Below are 16,447 nucleotides of genomic sequence, written 5' to 3' on the forward strand. Positions count from 1 at the left end.
GCCCTCCTGGGGCGATACGGACGCCCCTGTTGGGACCTACTTCACGGCGGTGGAAGGGCGGCGCAGGTAGCCGCCGCGAAGGCAGGGCGACGCGGGGTGCCACCGGTCATCCCGGTGTCACCCCGCGCCGTGGATCATGCCCCGGTGGTCCTGGTCAGCTGGTGGTGTCGGCGGCCACCTTGTCGTCGGCGCCGTCCGCCTTCTTGGCCGGCTTGTCCGCCGCCGCGGCGGCGTTCGCGTTGGGCACGCCCGGAACGATGCCGGCCAGGCCGGAGAGCATCTGCCCGAGCTGCGAGGTGACGGCGTCCTTCTGCCGGGTGAGGTCCTCGACCTCGCGGCGGGCCGCCTGGGTGGTCAGCTCGGCCTCGGTGCGAGCCTCGTTGAGCTGGCGCTGCGACTCGGCGCGTGCCTCGTTCAGCGTCCGGTCCGCAAGCGCCTTGGCCTTCTCGACCGTCTCGGTGGCGTTGCGCTCCGACTCGACCCGGCGGGCCTCGGCCCGCTGCTCGATCTCCTTGGCGCGGTCCTGCGCGGCCCGAGCCCGCTGCTCGGCCTCGCTGACCAGCTTCTGGGTCTGCGCGACCTGCGCGGCGTGCCGCTCCGACTCCTCGCGCTCGGCCTTCTCCCGCCGCTCCGCGAGCTGCAGCTCCAGCGCCTGAAGATCCTTGTCGCGCTTGTCGCGGGCGTCGGTGAGCAGCTTGGTCGCCTCCGCGCGCTTGTCCTCGGCCTCGCGGGCGGCCTTCGCCCGCTGCTGGGTGATCTCGCGTTCGGCGGTGGCGCGCAGGGTGGCGACCTCCCGCTCCACGGTCGATTTCAGCTCGGCGACCTCGTGGGCGGTCACCGTACGCAGCTGCTTGGTCTCCCGCTCGGCGTCGGCGCGCAACGTGTCGGCCTCACGACGGGCCTGGACGCGCACCTCGGCGGCCTCCCGCTCGGCGGTGGTGCGGACGTTGCCCGCCTCCCGCTCGGCGGTGGCCTTCATCGCCGCCGCCTCGGCGCGCGCCTTGTCGGTGATCTCGCGGGCCTCGAGGCGGGCGGCGGAGAGGATCCCTTCCGACTCGCGCTTGGCCTCGTTGCGGTGGTCGTTGGCCTGCTCTTCGGCGAGCCGGAGGATCTGCTCCACCCGGGTGCCGAGGCCGGACAGCGTGGGCCGGCTGTTCTCCTCCAGCTGCTTGCTGGTGTCGGTGAGCTTCTGCTCGAGGGCGGTGAGCCGCTGCTCGGACTGCCGGAGCCGGCGCTGCGCGTCGTTGAGTGCCTGCTCGGCGTCGGCGCGGTCCTTGTTGGCCTGGCTGAGCGCGGCGTTCAGCCGGCCGATGAAGTCGTCGACCTGACCGGTGTTGTATCCGCGCAGGCCAACCGTGAAATCGGGCTGCGAGTTCGCGTTATCGAAGAACGCGAGAGGGGAGGACTGCTGCTGGGGCATTGGGACATACTGGCAGACCCCCCGGGGTGCTTCGCAAGAGCGTGCCACCCTTTGCCGTCCTCATTACATGGTCAACTCCGCAGGGTGTCGGGCCAACGGGTCGACCGGCGGATCTTGCCAGCTCCGGGGCGAGCCGGGCGGCACGGAGCGTGACATGGAAAAGGACCACGGGGCGTACCCGCGGTCCTTTGTTTCCATGCCGGCCCGATCACACGAATGGGCGCCCGGGCCGGGCATGTGGAAAGCCAATCGCGGTTCACCGAATGGCCATCGGTGCCTCGTCCGTCAGGTCAGCGCTCGCGGAACCGGTCGACGGCGTCGGCGTGTCGCGCGCGCAGTTCGCTCGACGAGCGGACGGGTTCAGTGCTCGGCCGCCGGCTGCACGAGTTCGACCAGGATGCCGCCGGCGTCCTTCGGGTGCACGAAGTTGATCCGCGAGTCGGCGGTGCCGCGCCTCGGCTGGTCGTAGAGCAGCCGCAGGCCACGCTCGCGCAGCGCCGCGCAGGCCACGTCGATGTCGGTCACCGTGTACGCCACCTGCTGCACGCCGGGGCCGTTGCGGTCCAGGAACCTCGCGATCGTCGAGTCCGGGGTCAACGGGGCGAGCAGCTGCACGCAGCCGCCCTCGGCCGTCGGCCCGACCGCCAGCATCGCCTCGCGGACACCCTGCTCGGTGTTCGTCTCGACGTGCACGCAGCGCATCCCGAAGGTGCGCCGGTAGAAGTCGATCGCCGCGTCGAGGTCGGCCACGGCGACCCCGACATGGTCGATGCGGCGCAGGCCGACGTCTGTGAGATAGTCGGCAGCGGGCTCGGCGGGGGAGTTCTCAGGCATGACGTTAGTCTGGCCGAGCAATCGTTAAGGCGTAAAGGTCGGCACCCCCTCGGAGGCAGGTATGGCTTCGGTGATCGTCAGCGGCGCGCGGACCCCGATGGGGCGCCTGCTCGGCAACCTCAAGGACGTACCGGCGACGAAGCTCGGCGGCATCGCGATCTCCGCGGCGCTGCAACGCGCCGGGGTCGCCCCCGACCAGGTGCAGTACGTGATCATGGGGCAGGTCCTCCAGGCCGGGACCGGGCAGATCCCCGCGCGGCAGGCGGCCGTGGAGGCGGGCGTCCCGATGTCCGTGCCGGCCCTGACGATCAACAAGGTCTGCCTCTCCGGGCTGGACGCGATCGCCCTGGCCGACCAGCTGATCCGGGCCGGTGAGTTCGACGTCGTGGTGGCCGGCGGCATGGAGTCGATGACCAACGCGCCGCACCTGTTGCTCGGGCAGCGTGGTGGCTACAAGTTCGGCGACGTGGTGGTCAAGGACCACATGGCGCTCGACGGGCTGACCGATGCCTGGGACTGCTGCTCGATGGGGGAGTCCACCGAGCGGCACGGCGGCACCCGGGGCATCACCCGCCAGGAGCAGGACGAGTTCGCCGCCGCCAGTCACCAGCGGGCCGCCGCGGCGCAGAAGAACGGCCACTTCGCCGAGGAGATCGCCCCGGTGGTCATCCCGCAGCGCAAGGGTGACCCGCTGGTGATCAGCGAGGACGAGGGGATCCGCCCGGACACCACCGCCGACTCCCTGGCCAAGCTCCGCCCGGCGTTCACCTCCGGCGGCACCATCACCGCCGGCAGTTCCTCGCCGATCTCCGACGGCGCCGCGGCGGTGGTCGTGATGAGCAAGGCGAAGGCGAACGAGTTGGGGCTGACCTGGCTGGCCGAGGTCGGGGCGCACGGCAACGTCGCGGGTCCGGACAACTCCCTGCACTCGCAGCCGGCCAACGCCATCCAGCACGCCCTGCGCAAGGGTGGACTGACCGTCTCCGACCTCGACCTGATCGAGATCAACGAGGCGTTCGCCCAGGTGGGTATCCAATCCGTGCGTGATCTCGGGATCAGCCCGACCAAGGTCAACGTGAACGGCGGCGCCATCGCGCTGGGTCACCCGATCGGCATGTCCGGCGCCCGGTTGGTGCTCACCCTCGCGCTGGAACTCAGGCGGCGTGGCGGCGGCACCGGGGCGGCGGCGCTCTGTGGCGGCGGCGGTCAAGGCGATGCGTTGATCATCCACGTGCCGGCCGGCGCCGAAAGTGATCTGTGAGCGGGGAGTCGAACGGCGGAAGCCCGGCCGCGGCCACCGGCTCGGTGCGTCGTAGTCGGGACGTACCCGTCCTGGTCGGGCGGGCCCGCGAGGGTGACCCTCGTGCGGTCGCCCGGCTGATCACGCTGGTGGAGTCGGGCGACGAGACGTTGCCGAGCATCGCCGCGGCGCTCGCCCCGTACGCCGGCCAGGCGCAGGTGGTCGGCCTGACCGGTTCGCCGGGGGTCGGAAAGTCGACCACCACCAACGAGTTGGTGCGTGCGCTGCGGGTCCGGGGCCACCGGGTCGGCGTGCTGGCCATCGACCCGTCCAGCCCGTTCACCGGTGGCGCGATCCTCGGCGACCGGGTGCGGATGCAGGATCACGCCACCGATCCGGGCGTCTACATCCGGTCGATGTCCAGCCGAGGACACCTCGGCGGCCTGTCGGCGGCCACCCCGCAGGCGGTGCGGGTGCTGGAGGGCGCCGGCTGCGACGTGGTGCTGGTGGAGACCGTCGGTGTCGGGCAGGCCGAGGTCGAGGTGGCCTCGCTGGCCGACACCACGCTGGTGCTGCTCGCCCCCGGCATGGGCGACGCGATCCAGGCGGTGAAGGCCGGCATCCTGGAGATCGCCGACATCTTCGTGGTCAACAAGGCCGACCGGGACGGCGCGGACGCGACCGCCCGCGACATCCAGGGCATGATCGCCCTCGGCGAGCGCGGGCCGGGCCAGTGGCGCCCGCAGGTGGTGCGGGCGATCGCCACCCGGGGCGAGGGGATCGACGACATCGCCGCCGCGATCGACAAGCACCGTGGCTGGCTCGTCGAGCACGACGAGCTGCGCCGTCGCCGCGAGGCCCGGGCCGCCGCCGAGATCGAGGCGATCGCCCTCGGTGCGCTCCGGTCCCGGATCGGCTCGCTGCGCGACGGTACGCAGCTGCCGGCGCTGGCGGCCGAGGTGGCGGCCGGCGCGCTCGACCCGTACGCCGCGGCCGACGCGTTGCTGGCCCAGCTCGCCGCCTAGTTGCTAGGCCCTGGGCCGAAGTCCCAGGCCGGCCGGCCTGCGGTCGTCGACCGCCGGCCGTGAGGCGGGGCGGGTGTCCACTGCGGACCGGCTGGGACGGTTACGCTCGCACCGTCCCGCGGATGCGGGTGGGGTGGTGCGACGGCCGCTGGGGGAAGCATGGATGCCGCTGGGGGAAGCATGGATCACGAGATGACGCAGGAGTTGCCGATGACGCCGGACGCGGTGACGGGTGGTCGTACGCACATCGCGGACGAGGTGGTGGAGAAGATCGCGGTGGCCGCGGCGAAGGCGGTTCCCGGCGTGGTCGAGCTTGGTGGCGACGTGGCCCGGTTCTTCAACGCGGTGCTCGACCGGGTCGGGCTGGACCAGGTGGGTGACGCCCGACGGGGCTGCTCGGCGCACGTCACCGACGGCGCCGCGCTGATCAACCTGGTCATCGTGATCGACGCGGGGCATCCGGTGCCCGAGGTGACCACGGCGGTACGGGTCGGGGTGACCCAGGCCGTCGAGTCGTACGGGGTGCGGGTCGATGAGATCAACATCCGGGTGGACGACGTGGCCATCGGCGGCCCGGTCGCCTGAGTCCACGCAGCTCGGGTTACCCGTCGGTACGGACTGCCTTATCGATCGTTCAGGTGGGGGCTCTAGACTCGACGTGCAGTCGAGGACTCGAGGAGGAGCCCGGGGATGAACGCCGACGAGATCGCTGCCGGGCGGGCCCGCTGGCAGGCCCGCTACGACGCGGCACGCAAGCGGGACGCCGACTTCACCACGCTGTCCGGCATGCCGGTCGAGCCGGTCTACGGGCCGCCGGAGGGGACCGCCTACCCGGGCTTCGAGCGGATCGGCTGGCCGGGCGAGTATCCGTACACCCGGGGGCTGCACCCGACCGGCTATCGCGGGCGGACCTGGACCATCCGGCAGTTCGCCGGCTTCGGCAACGCCCGGCAGACCAACGAGCGTTACAAGATGATCCTGGGCGCCGGCGGCGGCGGGCTCTCGGTCGCCTTCGACATGCCCACCCTGATGGGCCGCGACTCCGACGACCCGCAGGCGCTCGGCGAGGTCGGCCACTGCGGCGTGGCGATCGACACCGCCACCGACATGCAGGCGCTCTTCGACGGAATCGACCTGGCCGGTGTCACCACCAGCATGACCATCTCCGGCCCGGCCGTGCCGGTGTTCTGCATGTACCTGGTCGCCGCCGAGCGGCAGGGCGCCGACCTGTCCAAGCTGGACGGCACCCTCCAGACGGACATCTTCAAGGAGTACATCGCGCAGAAGGAGTGGCTCTTCGACCCCGAGCCGCACCTGCGCCTGATCGGCGACCTGATGGAGTACTGCGCCGCCGAGATCCCGCGCTACAAGCCGCTGTCGGTCTCCGGCTACCACATCCGCGAGGCCGGCTCGACCGCCGCGCAGGAGCTGGCGTACACCCTCGCCGACGGTTTCGGCTACGTCGAGCTGGGGCGCTCCCGCGGGCTGGACGTCGACGTCTTCGCCCCCGGGCTGAGCTTCTTCTTCGACTCGCACCTGGACTTCTTCGAGGAGATCGCCAAATTCCGGGCGGCCCGCCGGATCTGGGCCCGGTGGCTGCGCGACGTCTACGGCGCCACCAGCGAGAAGGCGCTGTGGCTGCGGTTCCACACGCAGACCGCCGGGGTGTCGCTGACCGCGCAGCAGCCGGTCAACAACGTGGTACGCACCGCCGTGGAGGCGCTGGCCGCGGTGCTCGGCGGCACCAACTCGCTGCACACCAACGCCCTGGACGAGACCCTCGCGCTGCCGACCGACTCCTCCGCCGAGATCGCCCTGCGTACCCAGCAGGTGCTGATGGAGGAGATCGGGGTGACCAACGTGGCCGACCCGCTGGGCGGCTCGTGGTATGTCGAGGCGCTCACCGACCGGATCGAGGCCGAGGCGGAGGAGATCTTCGCCCGGATCCGCGCCCTCGGCGGCGAGGGCCCGCACGCCATCGGCCCGATGACCTCCGGCATCCTGCGCGGCATCGAGGACGGCTGGTTCACCGGCCAGATCGCCGAGTCGGCGTTCGTGTACCAGCAGGCGCTGGAGAAGGGCGACAAGAAGATCGTCGGCGTCAACTGCCACACCGGCACCGCCGCCAAGGAACTGGAGATCCTCCGCATCTCGCACGAGGTGGAACTGGAGCAGCGGCGGGCACTCGCCGAGCGCAAGAGCGCTCGGGACGACGCCGGGGTGCGTGCCGCGGTGGCGGCGATGGTGGCGGTGAGCCGCACCGGAGAGAACATGATCCCGGCGATGCTCGACGCCGTCCGGGCCGAGGCCACCCTCGGCGAGATCTGCGACGCGCTGCGCGCCGAATGGGGCGTTTACCGCGAGCCCGCACGTTTCTGAACTCCGCCCGGCCAGGGCGGATGGGCAGGGGTGACAGTGGCAACTGTGCGGGCCGGGGGTGATCTGAGTTCGGCAGATTGCGTGCGAGACTAGGTAACCATGAGCGACCCACGGATCACCTCGTCGATCTTCACCCGCGGCGCGGTCGACCTCAGCGCGCTGCGCACCCCCGCAACCGGTTCCACCTCTGCTCCGGTCCAGGCCGGTCCCCCCGCCGGCGTACCCGGCGGAGCCGTCGGCGGAGCCACCGCCGTCGACGTGACGGAGGCGACCTTCCAGTCCGAGGTCCTGGAGCGCTCGCTGACCACACCCGTCGTGGTGGACTTCTGGGCCGAGTGGTGCGAGCCCTGCAAGCAGCTCTCCCCGGTGCTGGAGCGGCTGGCCGTGGAGGGCGGCGGCGCCTGGGTGCTGGCCAAGGTCGATGTGGACGCCAACCCGCGACTCGCGCAGATGTTCCGGGTGCAGGGCATCCCGATGGTGTACGCGGTGGTCGGCGGGCAGCCGGTCGACGCCTTCTCCGGCGTGGTGCCCGAGGCGCAGCTGCGCCAGTGGATCCAGGCGGTGCTCAAGGCCGGCGGGGTCACCGTGGCCGAGGCGGAGGATCCCCGCCTCGACGAGGCGGACGACGCCCTGATGAGCGGCGACCTGGACGCCGCCGAGCGGGCGTACCGGAAGATCCTCGCCGAGACACCGGCGGACGCCGCGGCGGAGGCCGGGCTGGCCCAGGTGGGGCTCGCCCGCCGGGTCGCCGGAGTCGACCCGCAGGCGGCACTCGCGGCGGCGGCCGACCCCGACGACGTCGACGCCCAGCTGCTCGCCGCCGACATCGAGGTGCTCAGCGGCCTCGCCGAGCAGGCGTACCAGCGCCTGGTCGGGCTGGTCCGCCGCACCGCCGGCGACGACCGGGAAAAGGTCCGCCAACACCTGGTCGGCCTGTTCACCATCGCCGGGCCGGAGGATCCCGCGGTCGCCTCGGCCCGCCGGGCCCTGGCCAGCGCCCTGTTCTGAGCCACCTGCCACGCCAGCGCGGGCCGGTGTGCCGCCGGCCCGCCCGAGACCAGAGGACGGGAGCCCATGACGCGCCGGATCGCCGTCCTCGACGCGCCGAGCAACCTCGGCCTGCGTCCGCCCACGCCGACGTCGGTCCCGGGCTGTGGCAAGGCGCCCGGCGCACTACGTGACCAGGGTCTGCTGCCCCGGCTACGGGCCCGCGACGCCGGTTGCCTGACCGCACCCCGCTACGACGCCGGTGACTGGCGCCCGGGTGACGGCGTCTGCCACGCGCGGGAGATCGCCGACTACTCCGCGGTGCTGGCCGACCGGGTCGGCGCGATCATCGACCGTGGAGAGTTCCCGGTGGTGCTCGGCGGCGACTGCTCGATCCTGATCGGCTCGGCGCTGGCCATGCACCGACTGGGCGAGGCGGTCGGCGGGCGGATCGGGCTGATCTTCGTCGACGGCCACTCCGACTTCCGGCACCCCGGCAACGCGTCGTACGTGGGCGCGGCGGCGGGCGAGAACCTGGCCCTGGTCACCGGCCGGGGCCAGGCCGACCTGGCGGCCATCGAGGGGCGGCGCCCATACTTCCGCGACATCGACGTGGTGGTGCTCGGCATCCGTGCGCAGGACGAGTACCGGCTCGACCTGCAGGCCGCCGGGATCACCACCAGACCGGTGCCGGCACTGCGCGCCGAGGGGGCGGCGCGTACCGCGCAGTGGGCGCACGAGCAACTCGCCGACTGCGTCGGCTACTGGGTGCACATCGATGTGGACGTGCTCGACCCCGCCGTGATGCCGGCGGTCGACGCACCCGACCCGGGTGGCATCGCCTTCGCCGAACTGGAGATCCTGCTCGCCGGGCTGGTCGACACGCCGCACTGCCTCGGCGTCGAGTTGACCGTCTTCGACCCCGACTACGACCCGGACGGCGAATACGCCGCCGAGATCGTCAACACCGTGGTGGCCGGCCTGCGTCCGGTCACCGCCCCCGGCTCCATGCCGCCCCGGTTGCGCCCCGAACAGCCCGAGCGTCCCGCACCCGCTCCCCGCCGGGCCGGTGGCCGCCCGGTCGTGCCGCCCGTGCCGGACGGGCACGCCCCGGTCGCCGGGGATCCCGGCCGGACCGGCACCACCACCACCGAGGCGGACGGCGCCCGCCCCGCGCCCGCCCCGGGTGGCCTGACCGCCTGACCGTCGCGGCGGCGGGTGCTCCGGTAGGCCCCGCGGTGCGGGGCCCGACCCGGTCAGCCGGCCAACGCACGCAGGAAGCGTTCCGCGATCGGTACGGCGGTGCCGCTGCCCGAGCCGCCCTTCTCCACGAAGACCGCCAGGGCGAGGTCGCCCTGCCAGCCGACGAACCAGGCGTGGGTGTTCTCCGGGTTGTTGTCGTACTCGGCGGTGCCGGTCTTGCCGTACACCGGCCCGCCCGGGGTGTCCTTCAACGCGGTGCCGGTGCCGCTGACGACCACCGCGCGCATCATCTCCCGCACGGCCGCCACCGCCTCGGGCTGCAACTCCGGGCCCGGCTCGGCCGCCGGCTCCGGAGCGGGGTCGAGGAGCAACTTCGGCGGGACGAAGCCGCCTTTGGCCACCGCCGCGGTCGCCGCGGCCATGGCCAGCGGGCTGACCACGGTCGTACCCTGCCCGATCGCCGCGGCGGCCTGCTCGGTGGCCCCACCACCCGCGGAGACCTTCCCGGTGTACGCGTCGAGCCCCACCTCCCACTGCCCCTCCAGACCCAGGGTCCGGCCGGCGACGGCGAGCCCGTCGGCGCCCAGCTGTGGGGCGAGCGCGGCAAAGGCGGTGTTGCACGACTTGGCGAAGACGGTGCGGAACGGCACTTCGCCGAGTTCGAAGTCGTTGGAGTTCTTGAAGGAGCGCCCGTCGACGGTGCGCGTCCTTGGGCAGTCGACGGTGGTGTCGGGGGTCACCGCGCCGCGCTCCACCAGCCCGAGCGCGCTGACCATCTTGAACGTGGAGCCCGGCGGCACCTGCGCGGTGAAGGCGAGATTCTCGCCGGCGGCACCGGGCCCGTTGGCGACGGCGAGCACCGCGCCGTCGCTGACCCGGACGGCCACCAGGGCGGCGCGGCGGCGCTCCCGCGCAGCGCCTGGTCGGCGGCGTTCTGGGTGGCCACGTCGAGAGTGGTGCGTACCGGCTGGCCCGGCTGCGGCTCACGCCGGAAGACCTCCGTGCCGGTGGGCTCCAGCGTGCCGTCCGGCCCGGCGTGTTTGATGATCACGGTCAGCCCCGGTACGCCGCGTAGCCGCTCGTCCCACCGACCCTGGAGCCCGCCGTGCCCGACCAGGTCGCCGGGGGAGTAGCGATCGGGATGGTCGGCGAGGTCCTCGGCGTAGGCGGGGTCGACGGTGCCGAGCACCGCCCGGGCGAACTCGCGGGTGGGGGCGAGGTTCAACGTGTCGGTCGGAAACTTCGTCCCCGGCAGGTGGTGGATGCGTGGCTTGATCTGCCGGTACGCCTCGTCGCGCAGGGTGACCACCTCGACGAGAGCGTCCGGTTTCGCCTCGTCGAGCCGCTTGGGGAGGTCCGACAGGTCGACTGGCGGGGTGATCGCCGGCCGAATGGCGCGGAAGGCGGCGTCCAGTTCGCGGATCATGGCCTTGACGTCGGTCACCTCGTTGGGCTGCAACCCCACCCGGACCACGTCACGCGGCGCCACGATCGGCTCGCCGGCACCGTCGAGCACGGTGGCCCGGGGTGCCCGGTCCCGCCGCAGCCCCAGCCGGTCACCCCGGGTGAGCTGTTCCTGGACGATCTGTGGCTCCCAGATCACCTGCCACTGGTCGTCGCGGCCCTGGGCCAGCCGCACCGGCCGGTCGTACCCCCAGGTCGTCTCGTCCGGTAGCGCCCACTCCACCCGGATCGTGGCGGTCGCGGTGTTCTGGACCACCTCGGGGTCACCCTGCCGGGTCAGCCTGGGCGGTGTGCCGGCCAGCTCGCCGGACAGATCCTTGATCTCCCGCGCCACGTCGGCGGCGGCGATCTTCGCGCCGGTCGGGTCGACGAAGCCGACCGACTGCAGGTCGCCCGAGCGCCAGCCGGCCAGGAAGGCGTCCACGCTGCGCTGCGGCCCGTCCTCGCCCGAGCAGGCGACCAGGCCGGCTGCGGCGATCAGGCAGGCGGCGACGGTGGCGATTGGTGACCTGGCGTGGCCGTATCGGTGCGGACGGTGCATGGGGGTGCTTTCCTCCTGGTCGGGCTGCCCTGCACGCTAGTACGCCGAGCCGCTCGGCACTGTCCCGCGCCGGGCCGACCGGGCGAAAGACGGTCCCGTGACGGTGTGATGAACAACATCAGGCTGGGTACTCCGGACCCGGCCGAACCTCGTACCGCAACGGGGGAAAGGACGGCGTCGGAGATCCGGACGTCCGGCCGGTGGTCCGCCGACGGAGGAACTGGTCGGTCGGCCTAGGCTGGCGGCAGAGTGACCCACAGCGTTGTGGGTCGAGGGGAGTGGCACCGATGGACCGGCGTCCGGCGATCAAACCGGGACCCGACCTCCGGCAGACTGACGACGGCCGGGACGACAGCTTCGACACGGCGACCGACGGGGACGGGCTCGACACGGGGGTGACCGGGATGACCGGTTCGAGTATCGACACCCTCTACGACCTGGGTCTGCCGCCGGAGGCGCTGGCGGACGACGTGGAGGACGCCGAACTCGACGAGCCGGTGCCCAACGCCGAGCGCCTGGTGGCCCAGGCGGTCGCGCTGGCCGGCGACGACCACGACGTGGCGACCCTGGTGGGCCGGTTCTGGCGGTTCGCGCCGGACGAGGAGCTGATCGGGTTCACCGCCGAGGAGATGCTCGACGCCGCCCGCGCGCATCGCGAACTCGCCCGGCAGCGGGTACCGGGTGAGTTGAAGCTGCGGATCCACTCACCCGACGCGGAGCAGCATCACAGCGTCGTCGAGATCGTCACCGATGACATGCCGTTCCTGGTCGACTCGGTGACCGCCCTGCTCAACACCCACCACCTGGACGTGCACCTGCTGGTGCACCCGCTGGTCGTGGTGCGCCGGGAGCCGTTGGGCCGGCTGGTCGAGGTCGCCGCCGACGTGGAACCGGACGACGCGATCTCCGGCGACCTGGTCGAGAGCTGGATGCGGATCGAGATCGACCCGGTCCGCGCCCCGGAGGAGCGCGACAAGCTGCGCCGCGAGTTGCAGCGGGTGCTCACCGACGTGCGGGAGGCCGTCGAGGACTGGCCGAAGATGCGCCAGCGGGCGCTGGCCCTCGCCGAGGAACTCGCCGCCGCGCGGACCAGCGACAACCGTCCGCCGGTGCCGGAGAAGGACATCACCGACTCGGTGGAGCTGCTGCGCTGGCTGGCCCACGACCACTTCACCTTCCTCGGCTACCGGGAGTACCGTCTCCTGCCGGACTCGGCCCAGGGCGGCCCCGCCCTGGAGGCGGTGCTCGGCACCGGGCTCGGCATCCTGCGGCAGGACTCACCGGAGGCCCGCGCCCTGTCGTCGATGACGCCGGAGGCGCACGAGAAGGTCACCGAGAAGCGCCTGCTGATCATCACGAAGGCGAACTCGCGGGCCACCGTGCACCGCTCGGCGTACCTCGACTACATCGGTTTCAAGATCTTCGACGGCAACGGCGAGGTGGTGGGCGAGCGGCGGTTCCTGGGGCTGTTCTCCACCGCCGCGTACCGGACCAGCGTCCAGGAGCTTCCGGTGGTCCGGCGCAAGGTCGCCGAGGTGCTGGACCGTTCCGGGCTGAGCCTGCGCAGCCACTCCGGCAAGGATCTGATGCAGATCCTGGAGACCTACCCGCGCGACGAGCTGTTCCAGATCAAGACCGACGACCTCTACCACGCGGTCATCGGTGTGCTGCGGATGGCCGGTCGCCGGCAGCTGCGGGTGTTCCTGCGCCGGGACGCATACGGGCGGTTCATCTCCTGCCTGATCTACCTGCCCCGGGACCGCTTCACCACCCAGAACCGGCTGCGCATGCAGGACATCCTGCTGCGCGAGCTGAACGGTGTCGGGGTGGACTACACCACCCGGGTGACCGAGTCGATGCTGGCGCGGGTGCACTTCATCGTCCGCACCGACCCGACCAGCCCACCCGGCGACATCGACGCCGACCTGCTCGCCGAGGAACTGGCCGACGCCACCCGGCTGTGGGACGACGACTACCGGCTGGTGCTGGAGCGCAAGCTCGGCGACGAGCAGGCCAAGCACCTCTTCGGCCGGTACGCCGACGCGTTCCCGGAGGGCTACAAGGACGGGCACACGCCGTACGAGGCGATGAAGGACCTGGCCAAGCTGGAGCTGCTGGAGGAGCCCGGCCAGCTGGAGATGCACCTGTTCCGCAAGCAGCAGGCACCCCGCCCCGCCGATCGGGTGGCGGACCTCGACGAGTCGATGGACGTCCGGTTCAAGGTCTACCGCTACGGCGAGCCGATGATGCTCTCGGCGGTGCTGCCCGTGTTGCACTCGCTCGGTGTGAAGGTGGTCGACGAGCACCCGTACGAGGTGGAACGTCTCGACGGCCGGATCTGGCTGTACGACTTCGGGCTGCGTCTGCCCGAGGGGCACCAGCAGTTGGCCGAGGTGCGCCCGCACGTGGAGAACGCCTTCGCGGCGGCCTGGCGGGGCGAGGCCGAGGTGGACGGCTTCAACGAGCTGGTGCTGCGCGGCGGGCTCACCTGGCGTCAGGTGGTGGTGCTGCGGGCGTACGCGAAGTACCTGCGCCAGACGGGGACCGTGTTCTCCCAGGACTACATGGAGTCGACCTTCATCGCCTATCCGGGCGTCGCCACGCTGCTGGTGCAGCTCTTCGAGGCGCGGTTCGAGCCCGGCCGGCTCACCACCGAGCAGCGGCAGCACCGCAGCGCGGAGCTGGTGACGGAGATCCGGGCCGCGCTCGACGACGTGGCCAGCCTCGACCAGGACCGGATCCTGCGGTCGTACCTGAACCTGATCCAGGCCACCCTGCGGACCAGCTTCTACCAGAAGCCGGTCGGTGGACGACCCAAGCCGTACGTGGCGTTCAAGCTCGATCCGCAGGCGATTCCCGAGCTGCCCGCACCGCGGCCGAAGTTCGAGATCTTCGTGTACTCGCCACGCTTCGAGGGCGTACACCTGCGGTTCGGGCCGGTGGCCCGGGGTGGCCTGCGCTGGTCGGACCGGCGGGAGGACTTCCGCACCGAGGTGCTCGGCCTGGTCAAGGCGCAGATGGTGAAGAACGCCGTGATCGTGCCGGTCGGTGCCAAGGGTGGCTTCGTGCTCAAGCGGAAGCCGGGCGACCGGGACGAGGCCGTCGTCTGCTACAAGGAGTTCATCTCGGCGCTGCTGGACGTGACCGACAACATCGTGGCCGGTGAGATCGTGCCGCCCGAGGACGTGGTGCGGCACGACGGTGACGACCCGTACCTGGTGGTGGCGGCGGACAAGGGCACCGCCACGTTCTCCGACATCGCCAACGAGATCTCCGTCGCGCACAGCTTCTGGCTGGGTGACGCCTTCGCCTCCGGCGGTTCGGCGGGCTACGACCACAAGAAGATGGGCATCACCGCCCGGGGGGCCTGGGAGTCGGTCAAGCGGCACTTCCGCGAGCTGGGCCACGACACCCAGAGCCAGGACTTCACCGTGGTCGGCGTCGGCGACATGTCCGGTGACGTGTTCGGCAACGGCATGCTGCTGTCGGAGCACATCCGGCTGGTGGCCGCCTTCGACCACCGGCACATCTTCCTGGACCCGGACCCGGACGCGGCCAGCTCGTACACCGAACGGAAACGGGTGTTCGAGATGTCCCGCTCGACCTGGGAGGACTACGACGCCGAGCTGATCTCCGCCGGTGGTGGGATCTATCCGCGTACGGCGAAGTCCGTGCCGGTGTCACCGCAGGTCCGTGCCGTGCTCGGGCTGAACGACGACGTCGAGCAGCTGAGCCCGCAGGAGTTGATGAAGGCGATCCTCACCGCGCCGGTCGACCTGTTCTGGAACGGCGGCATCGGCACCTACGTCAAGGCCGCCAGCCAGACCAACGCCGAGGTGGGTGACAAGTCCAACGACGCGATCCGGGTGGACGGCCGCAGCATGCGCTGCCGGGTGGTCGGTGAGGGCGGCAACCTCGGCTTCACCCAGCACGGCCGGATCGAGTACGCCCAGGCGGGCGGCCGGATGTACACCGACTTCATCGACAACGCCGCCGGAGTGGACTGCTCCGACCACGAGGTGAACATCAAGATCCTGCTGAACACCGCGGTGGCCGATGGTGAACTGACCGTTCCCGAACGGGACGAACTGCTCGCCCGGATGACCGACGAGGTCGCCGAGCTGGTGTTGCGGGACAACTACGACCAGGCCCGTGCGATCAACAACTCCCAGGCGCAGGCCACCTCGCTGGTGCCGGTGCACCGACGGATGATCACGGACCTGGAGCGTTCCGGAACGCTGGACCGGGCGCTGGAGGCGCTGCCGCCGGACGAGGAACTGGCGATCCGGGCCGAGTCCGGCCTGACCGCGCCGGAGTTCGCGGTGCTGCTCGCGTACGTGAAGATCGCCTTGGAGAAGGAGATCCTCACCGACGGGCTGGCCGACGAGGAGTGGACCAACGAGGTGCTGGTCAAGTACTTCCCGACGCCGATGCGGGAGCGGTTCGCCGACCGGATGGGCCGGCACCGGCTACGCCGCGACATCGTGACAACGGTGCTGGTCAACGAGGCGATCAACCGGGGTGGCATCTCGTTCGTCTTCCGGGTGGTGGAGGAGACCGCCGCGTCGGCGGCCGACGTGATCCGGGCGTACGTGGTGGTCCGGGAGGTGTTCGGGCTGCGCGAGCTGTGGGCCGAGGTCGAGGCGCTGGACAGCCGGATCGATCCGGAGTTGCAGACCAGCGTCTACCTGGACACTCGGCGGCTGCTCGACCGGGCGGTGCGCTGGCTGGTGACCAACCGTCGCTCACCGATCGACGTGCCGGCGGAGATCGCCCGGCTGCGCGACGGGGTGGCCCACCTGCTGCCGGAACTGGAGACGTTGTTCTACGGCCGTGAGCGGGAGGCCATCGCGGCGCACATCGACTCGATGACCGCGCGGGGCGTGCCGCGCGAACTGGCCGAGCGGAGCACCCGCCTGATGTACAGCTTCGGCCTGCTGGACGTGGTGGAGACCGCCGCGGGTACCAAGCGGCAGGTGAGCGAGGTGGCCTCGATCTACTTCGTGCTCTCCGACCGGTTCCGGGTGGACTCGCTGCTGTCGAAGATCTCGTTGCTGCCCCGCGAGGACCGGTGGCAGACCCTCGCCCGGATGGCGCTGCGTTACGACCTGTACGCCGCGCTCGCCGCGCTCACGGCGGAGGTGCTCGACTCCACGCCGGGGGATCTCCCGCCGCACGAGCGGGTGCAGCAGTGGGAGCAGTCGAACGCCACCTCCATCCACCGGGCCGAACGGGCGATGGGCGAGTTCGACGAGTCACGGGCGGACCTGGCGGCCCTGTCGGTGCTGCTGCGCCAGATCCGGACCCTGGTCCGCACCTCCGCCGCGAGCTGACCGCAGCCGCCCACCGCGTGG

10 protein-coding genes and 1 pseudogene are annotated in these 16,447 nt (G+C 71.6%); 7 read left to right on the forward strand and 4 right to left on the reverse strand.

Annotated features, from left to right (window positions below; all coding sequences use genetic code 11):
- Window positions 1–154: 154 nt before the first annotated feature.
- Window positions 155–1,420 (reverse strand): DivIVA domain-containing protein, encoded by a 1,266-nt coding sequence (locus KIF24_RS05055; protein WP_221082952.1) that lies wholly within the window; start codon window positions 1,418–1,420, stop codon window positions 155–157.
- 360 nt (window positions 1,421–1,780) lie between these two features.
- On the reverse strand, window positions 1,781–2,254 hold the full coding sequence (mce, locus tag KIF24_RS05060) for a methylmalonyl-CoA epimerase (protein WP_221082953.1): 474 nt from the start codon (window positions 2,252–2,254) through the stop codon (window positions 1,781–1,783).
- A 61-nt stretch (window positions 2,255–2,315) separates the two neighbouring features.
- On the opposite strand from mce, the gene KIF24_RS05065 reads away from it, so the two are divergent.
- The 6 genes from KIF24_RS05065 to KIF24_RS05090 all read left to right on the forward strand — a co-directional run bounded on the left by KIF24_RS05065 (window position 2,316) and on the right by KIF24_RS05090 (window position 9,088).
- On the forward strand, window positions 2,316–3,515 hold the full coding sequence (locus KIF24_RS05065) for an acetyl-CoA C-acetyltransferase (protein ID WP_221082954.1): 1,200 nt from the start codon (window positions 2,316–2,318) through the stop codon (window positions 3,513–3,515).
- Window positions 3,512–4,519 (forward strand): methylmalonyl Co-A mutase-associated GTPase MeaB, encoded by a 1,008-nt coding sequence (gene meaB, locus KIF24_RS05070; protein ID WP_221082955.1) that lies wholly within the window; start codon window positions 3,512–3,514, stop codon window positions 4,517–4,519. The genes KIF24_RS05065 and meaB overlap by 4 nt, the downstream gene beginning before the upstream one ends.
- A 192-nt stretch (window positions 4,520–4,711) precedes the next feature.
- Window positions 4,712–5,104 carry an Asp23/Gls24 family envelope stress response protein gene (locus KIF24_RS05075; RefSeq protein WP_230414871.1) on the forward strand — a complete coding sequence of 131 codons (393 nt, stop codon included), beginning with the start codon at window positions 4,712–4,714 and terminating at the stop codon, window positions 5,102–5,104.
- A gap of 105 nt (window positions 5,105–5,209) precedes the next feature.
- The gene (locus tag KIF24_RS05080) at window positions 5,210–6,898 is read left to right on the forward strand and encodes an acyl-CoA mutase large subunit family protein (protein WP_221082957.1); all 1,689 of its coding nucleotides are present in this window, start codon (window positions 5,210–5,212) and stop codon (window positions 6,896–6,898) included.
- 99 nt (window positions 6,899–6,997) lie between these two features.
- Window positions 6,998–7,906, forward strand: coding sequence for a tetratricopeptide repeat protein (locus tag KIF24_RS05085; protein ID WP_221082958.1), 909 nt, complete (start codon window positions 6,998–7,000; stop codon window positions 7,904–7,906).
- 66 nt (window positions 7,907–7,972) lie between these two features.
- Window positions 7,973–9,088 (forward strand): arginase family protein, encoded by a 1,116-nt coding sequence (locus tag KIF24_RS05090; protein ID WP_230414873.1) that lies wholly within the window; start codon window positions 7,973–7,975, stop codon window positions 9,086–9,088.
- 53 nt (window positions 9,089–9,141) lie between these two features.
- Here the strand turns inward: KIF24_RS05090 and KIF24_RS34305 are convergent, their stop codons facing one another.
- Both KIF24_RS34305 and KIF24_RS34310 read right to left on the reverse strand, forming a co-directional pair.
- The gene (locus KIF24_RS34305; protein WP_331461007.1) at window positions 9,142–9,975 is read right to left on the reverse strand and encodes a penicillin-binding transpeptidase domain-containing protein; all 834 of its coding nucleotides are present in this window, start codon (window positions 9,973–9,975) and stop codon (window positions 9,142–9,144) included.
- 215 nt (window positions 9,976–10,190) lie between these two features.
- A pseudogene (locus tag KIF24_RS34310) lies at window positions 10,191–11,093 on the reverse strand (NTF2-like N-terminal transpeptidase domain-containing protein); the annotation flags it as partial.
- A 287-nt stretch (window positions 11,094–11,380) separates the two neighbouring features.
- Between KIF24_RS34310 and KIF24_RS05100 the strand changes: the two are divergent.
- Entirely contained in the window at window positions 11,381–16,426 is a 5,046-nt protein-coding gene (locus KIF24_RS05100; RefSeq protein WP_221082959.1) for an NAD-glutamate dehydrogenase, read from the forward strand.
- Window positions 16,427–16,447 lie beyond the last annotated feature (21 nt).

Origin of the sequence: Micromonospora tarapacensis, assembly GCF_019697375.1 — a bacterium.
Lineage (GTDB): Bacteria > Actinomycetota > Actinomycetes > Mycobacteriales > Micromonosporaceae > Micromonospora > Micromonospora tarapacensis.

Coding starts and splice junctions, on each gene's coding strand:
- KIF24_RS05055 (WP_221082952.1), bottom strand. CDS start 1,420: ATGCCCCAGCAGCAGTCCTCCCCTCTCGCGTTCTTCGATAACGCGAAC.
- mce (WP_221082953.1), bottom strand. CDS start 2,254: ATGCCTGAGAACTCCCCCGCCGAGCCCGCTGCCGACTATCTCACAGAC.
- KIF24_RS05065 (WP_221082954.1), top strand. CDS start 2,316: ATGGCTTCGGTGATCGTCAGCGGCGCGCGGACCCCGATGGGGCGCCTG.
- KIF24_RS05075 (WP_230414871.1), top strand. CDS start 4,712: ATGACGCAGGAGTTGCCGATGACGCCGGACGCGGTGACGGGTGGTCGT.
- KIF24_RS05080 (WP_221082957.1), top strand. CDS start 5,210: ATGAACGCCGACGAGATCGCTGCCGGGCGGGCCCGCTGGCAGGCCCGC.
- KIF24_RS05085 (WP_221082958.1), top strand. CDS start 6,998: ATGAGCGACCCACGGATCACCTCGTCGATCTTCACCCGCGGCGCGGTC.
- KIF24_RS05090 (WP_230414873.1), top strand. CDS start 7,973: ATGACGCGCCGGATCGCCGTCCTCGACGCGCCGAGCAACCTCGGCCTG.
- KIF24_RS05100 (WP_221082959.1), top strand. CDS start 11,381: ATGGACCGGCGTCCGGCGATCAAACCGGGACCCGACCTCCGGCAGACT.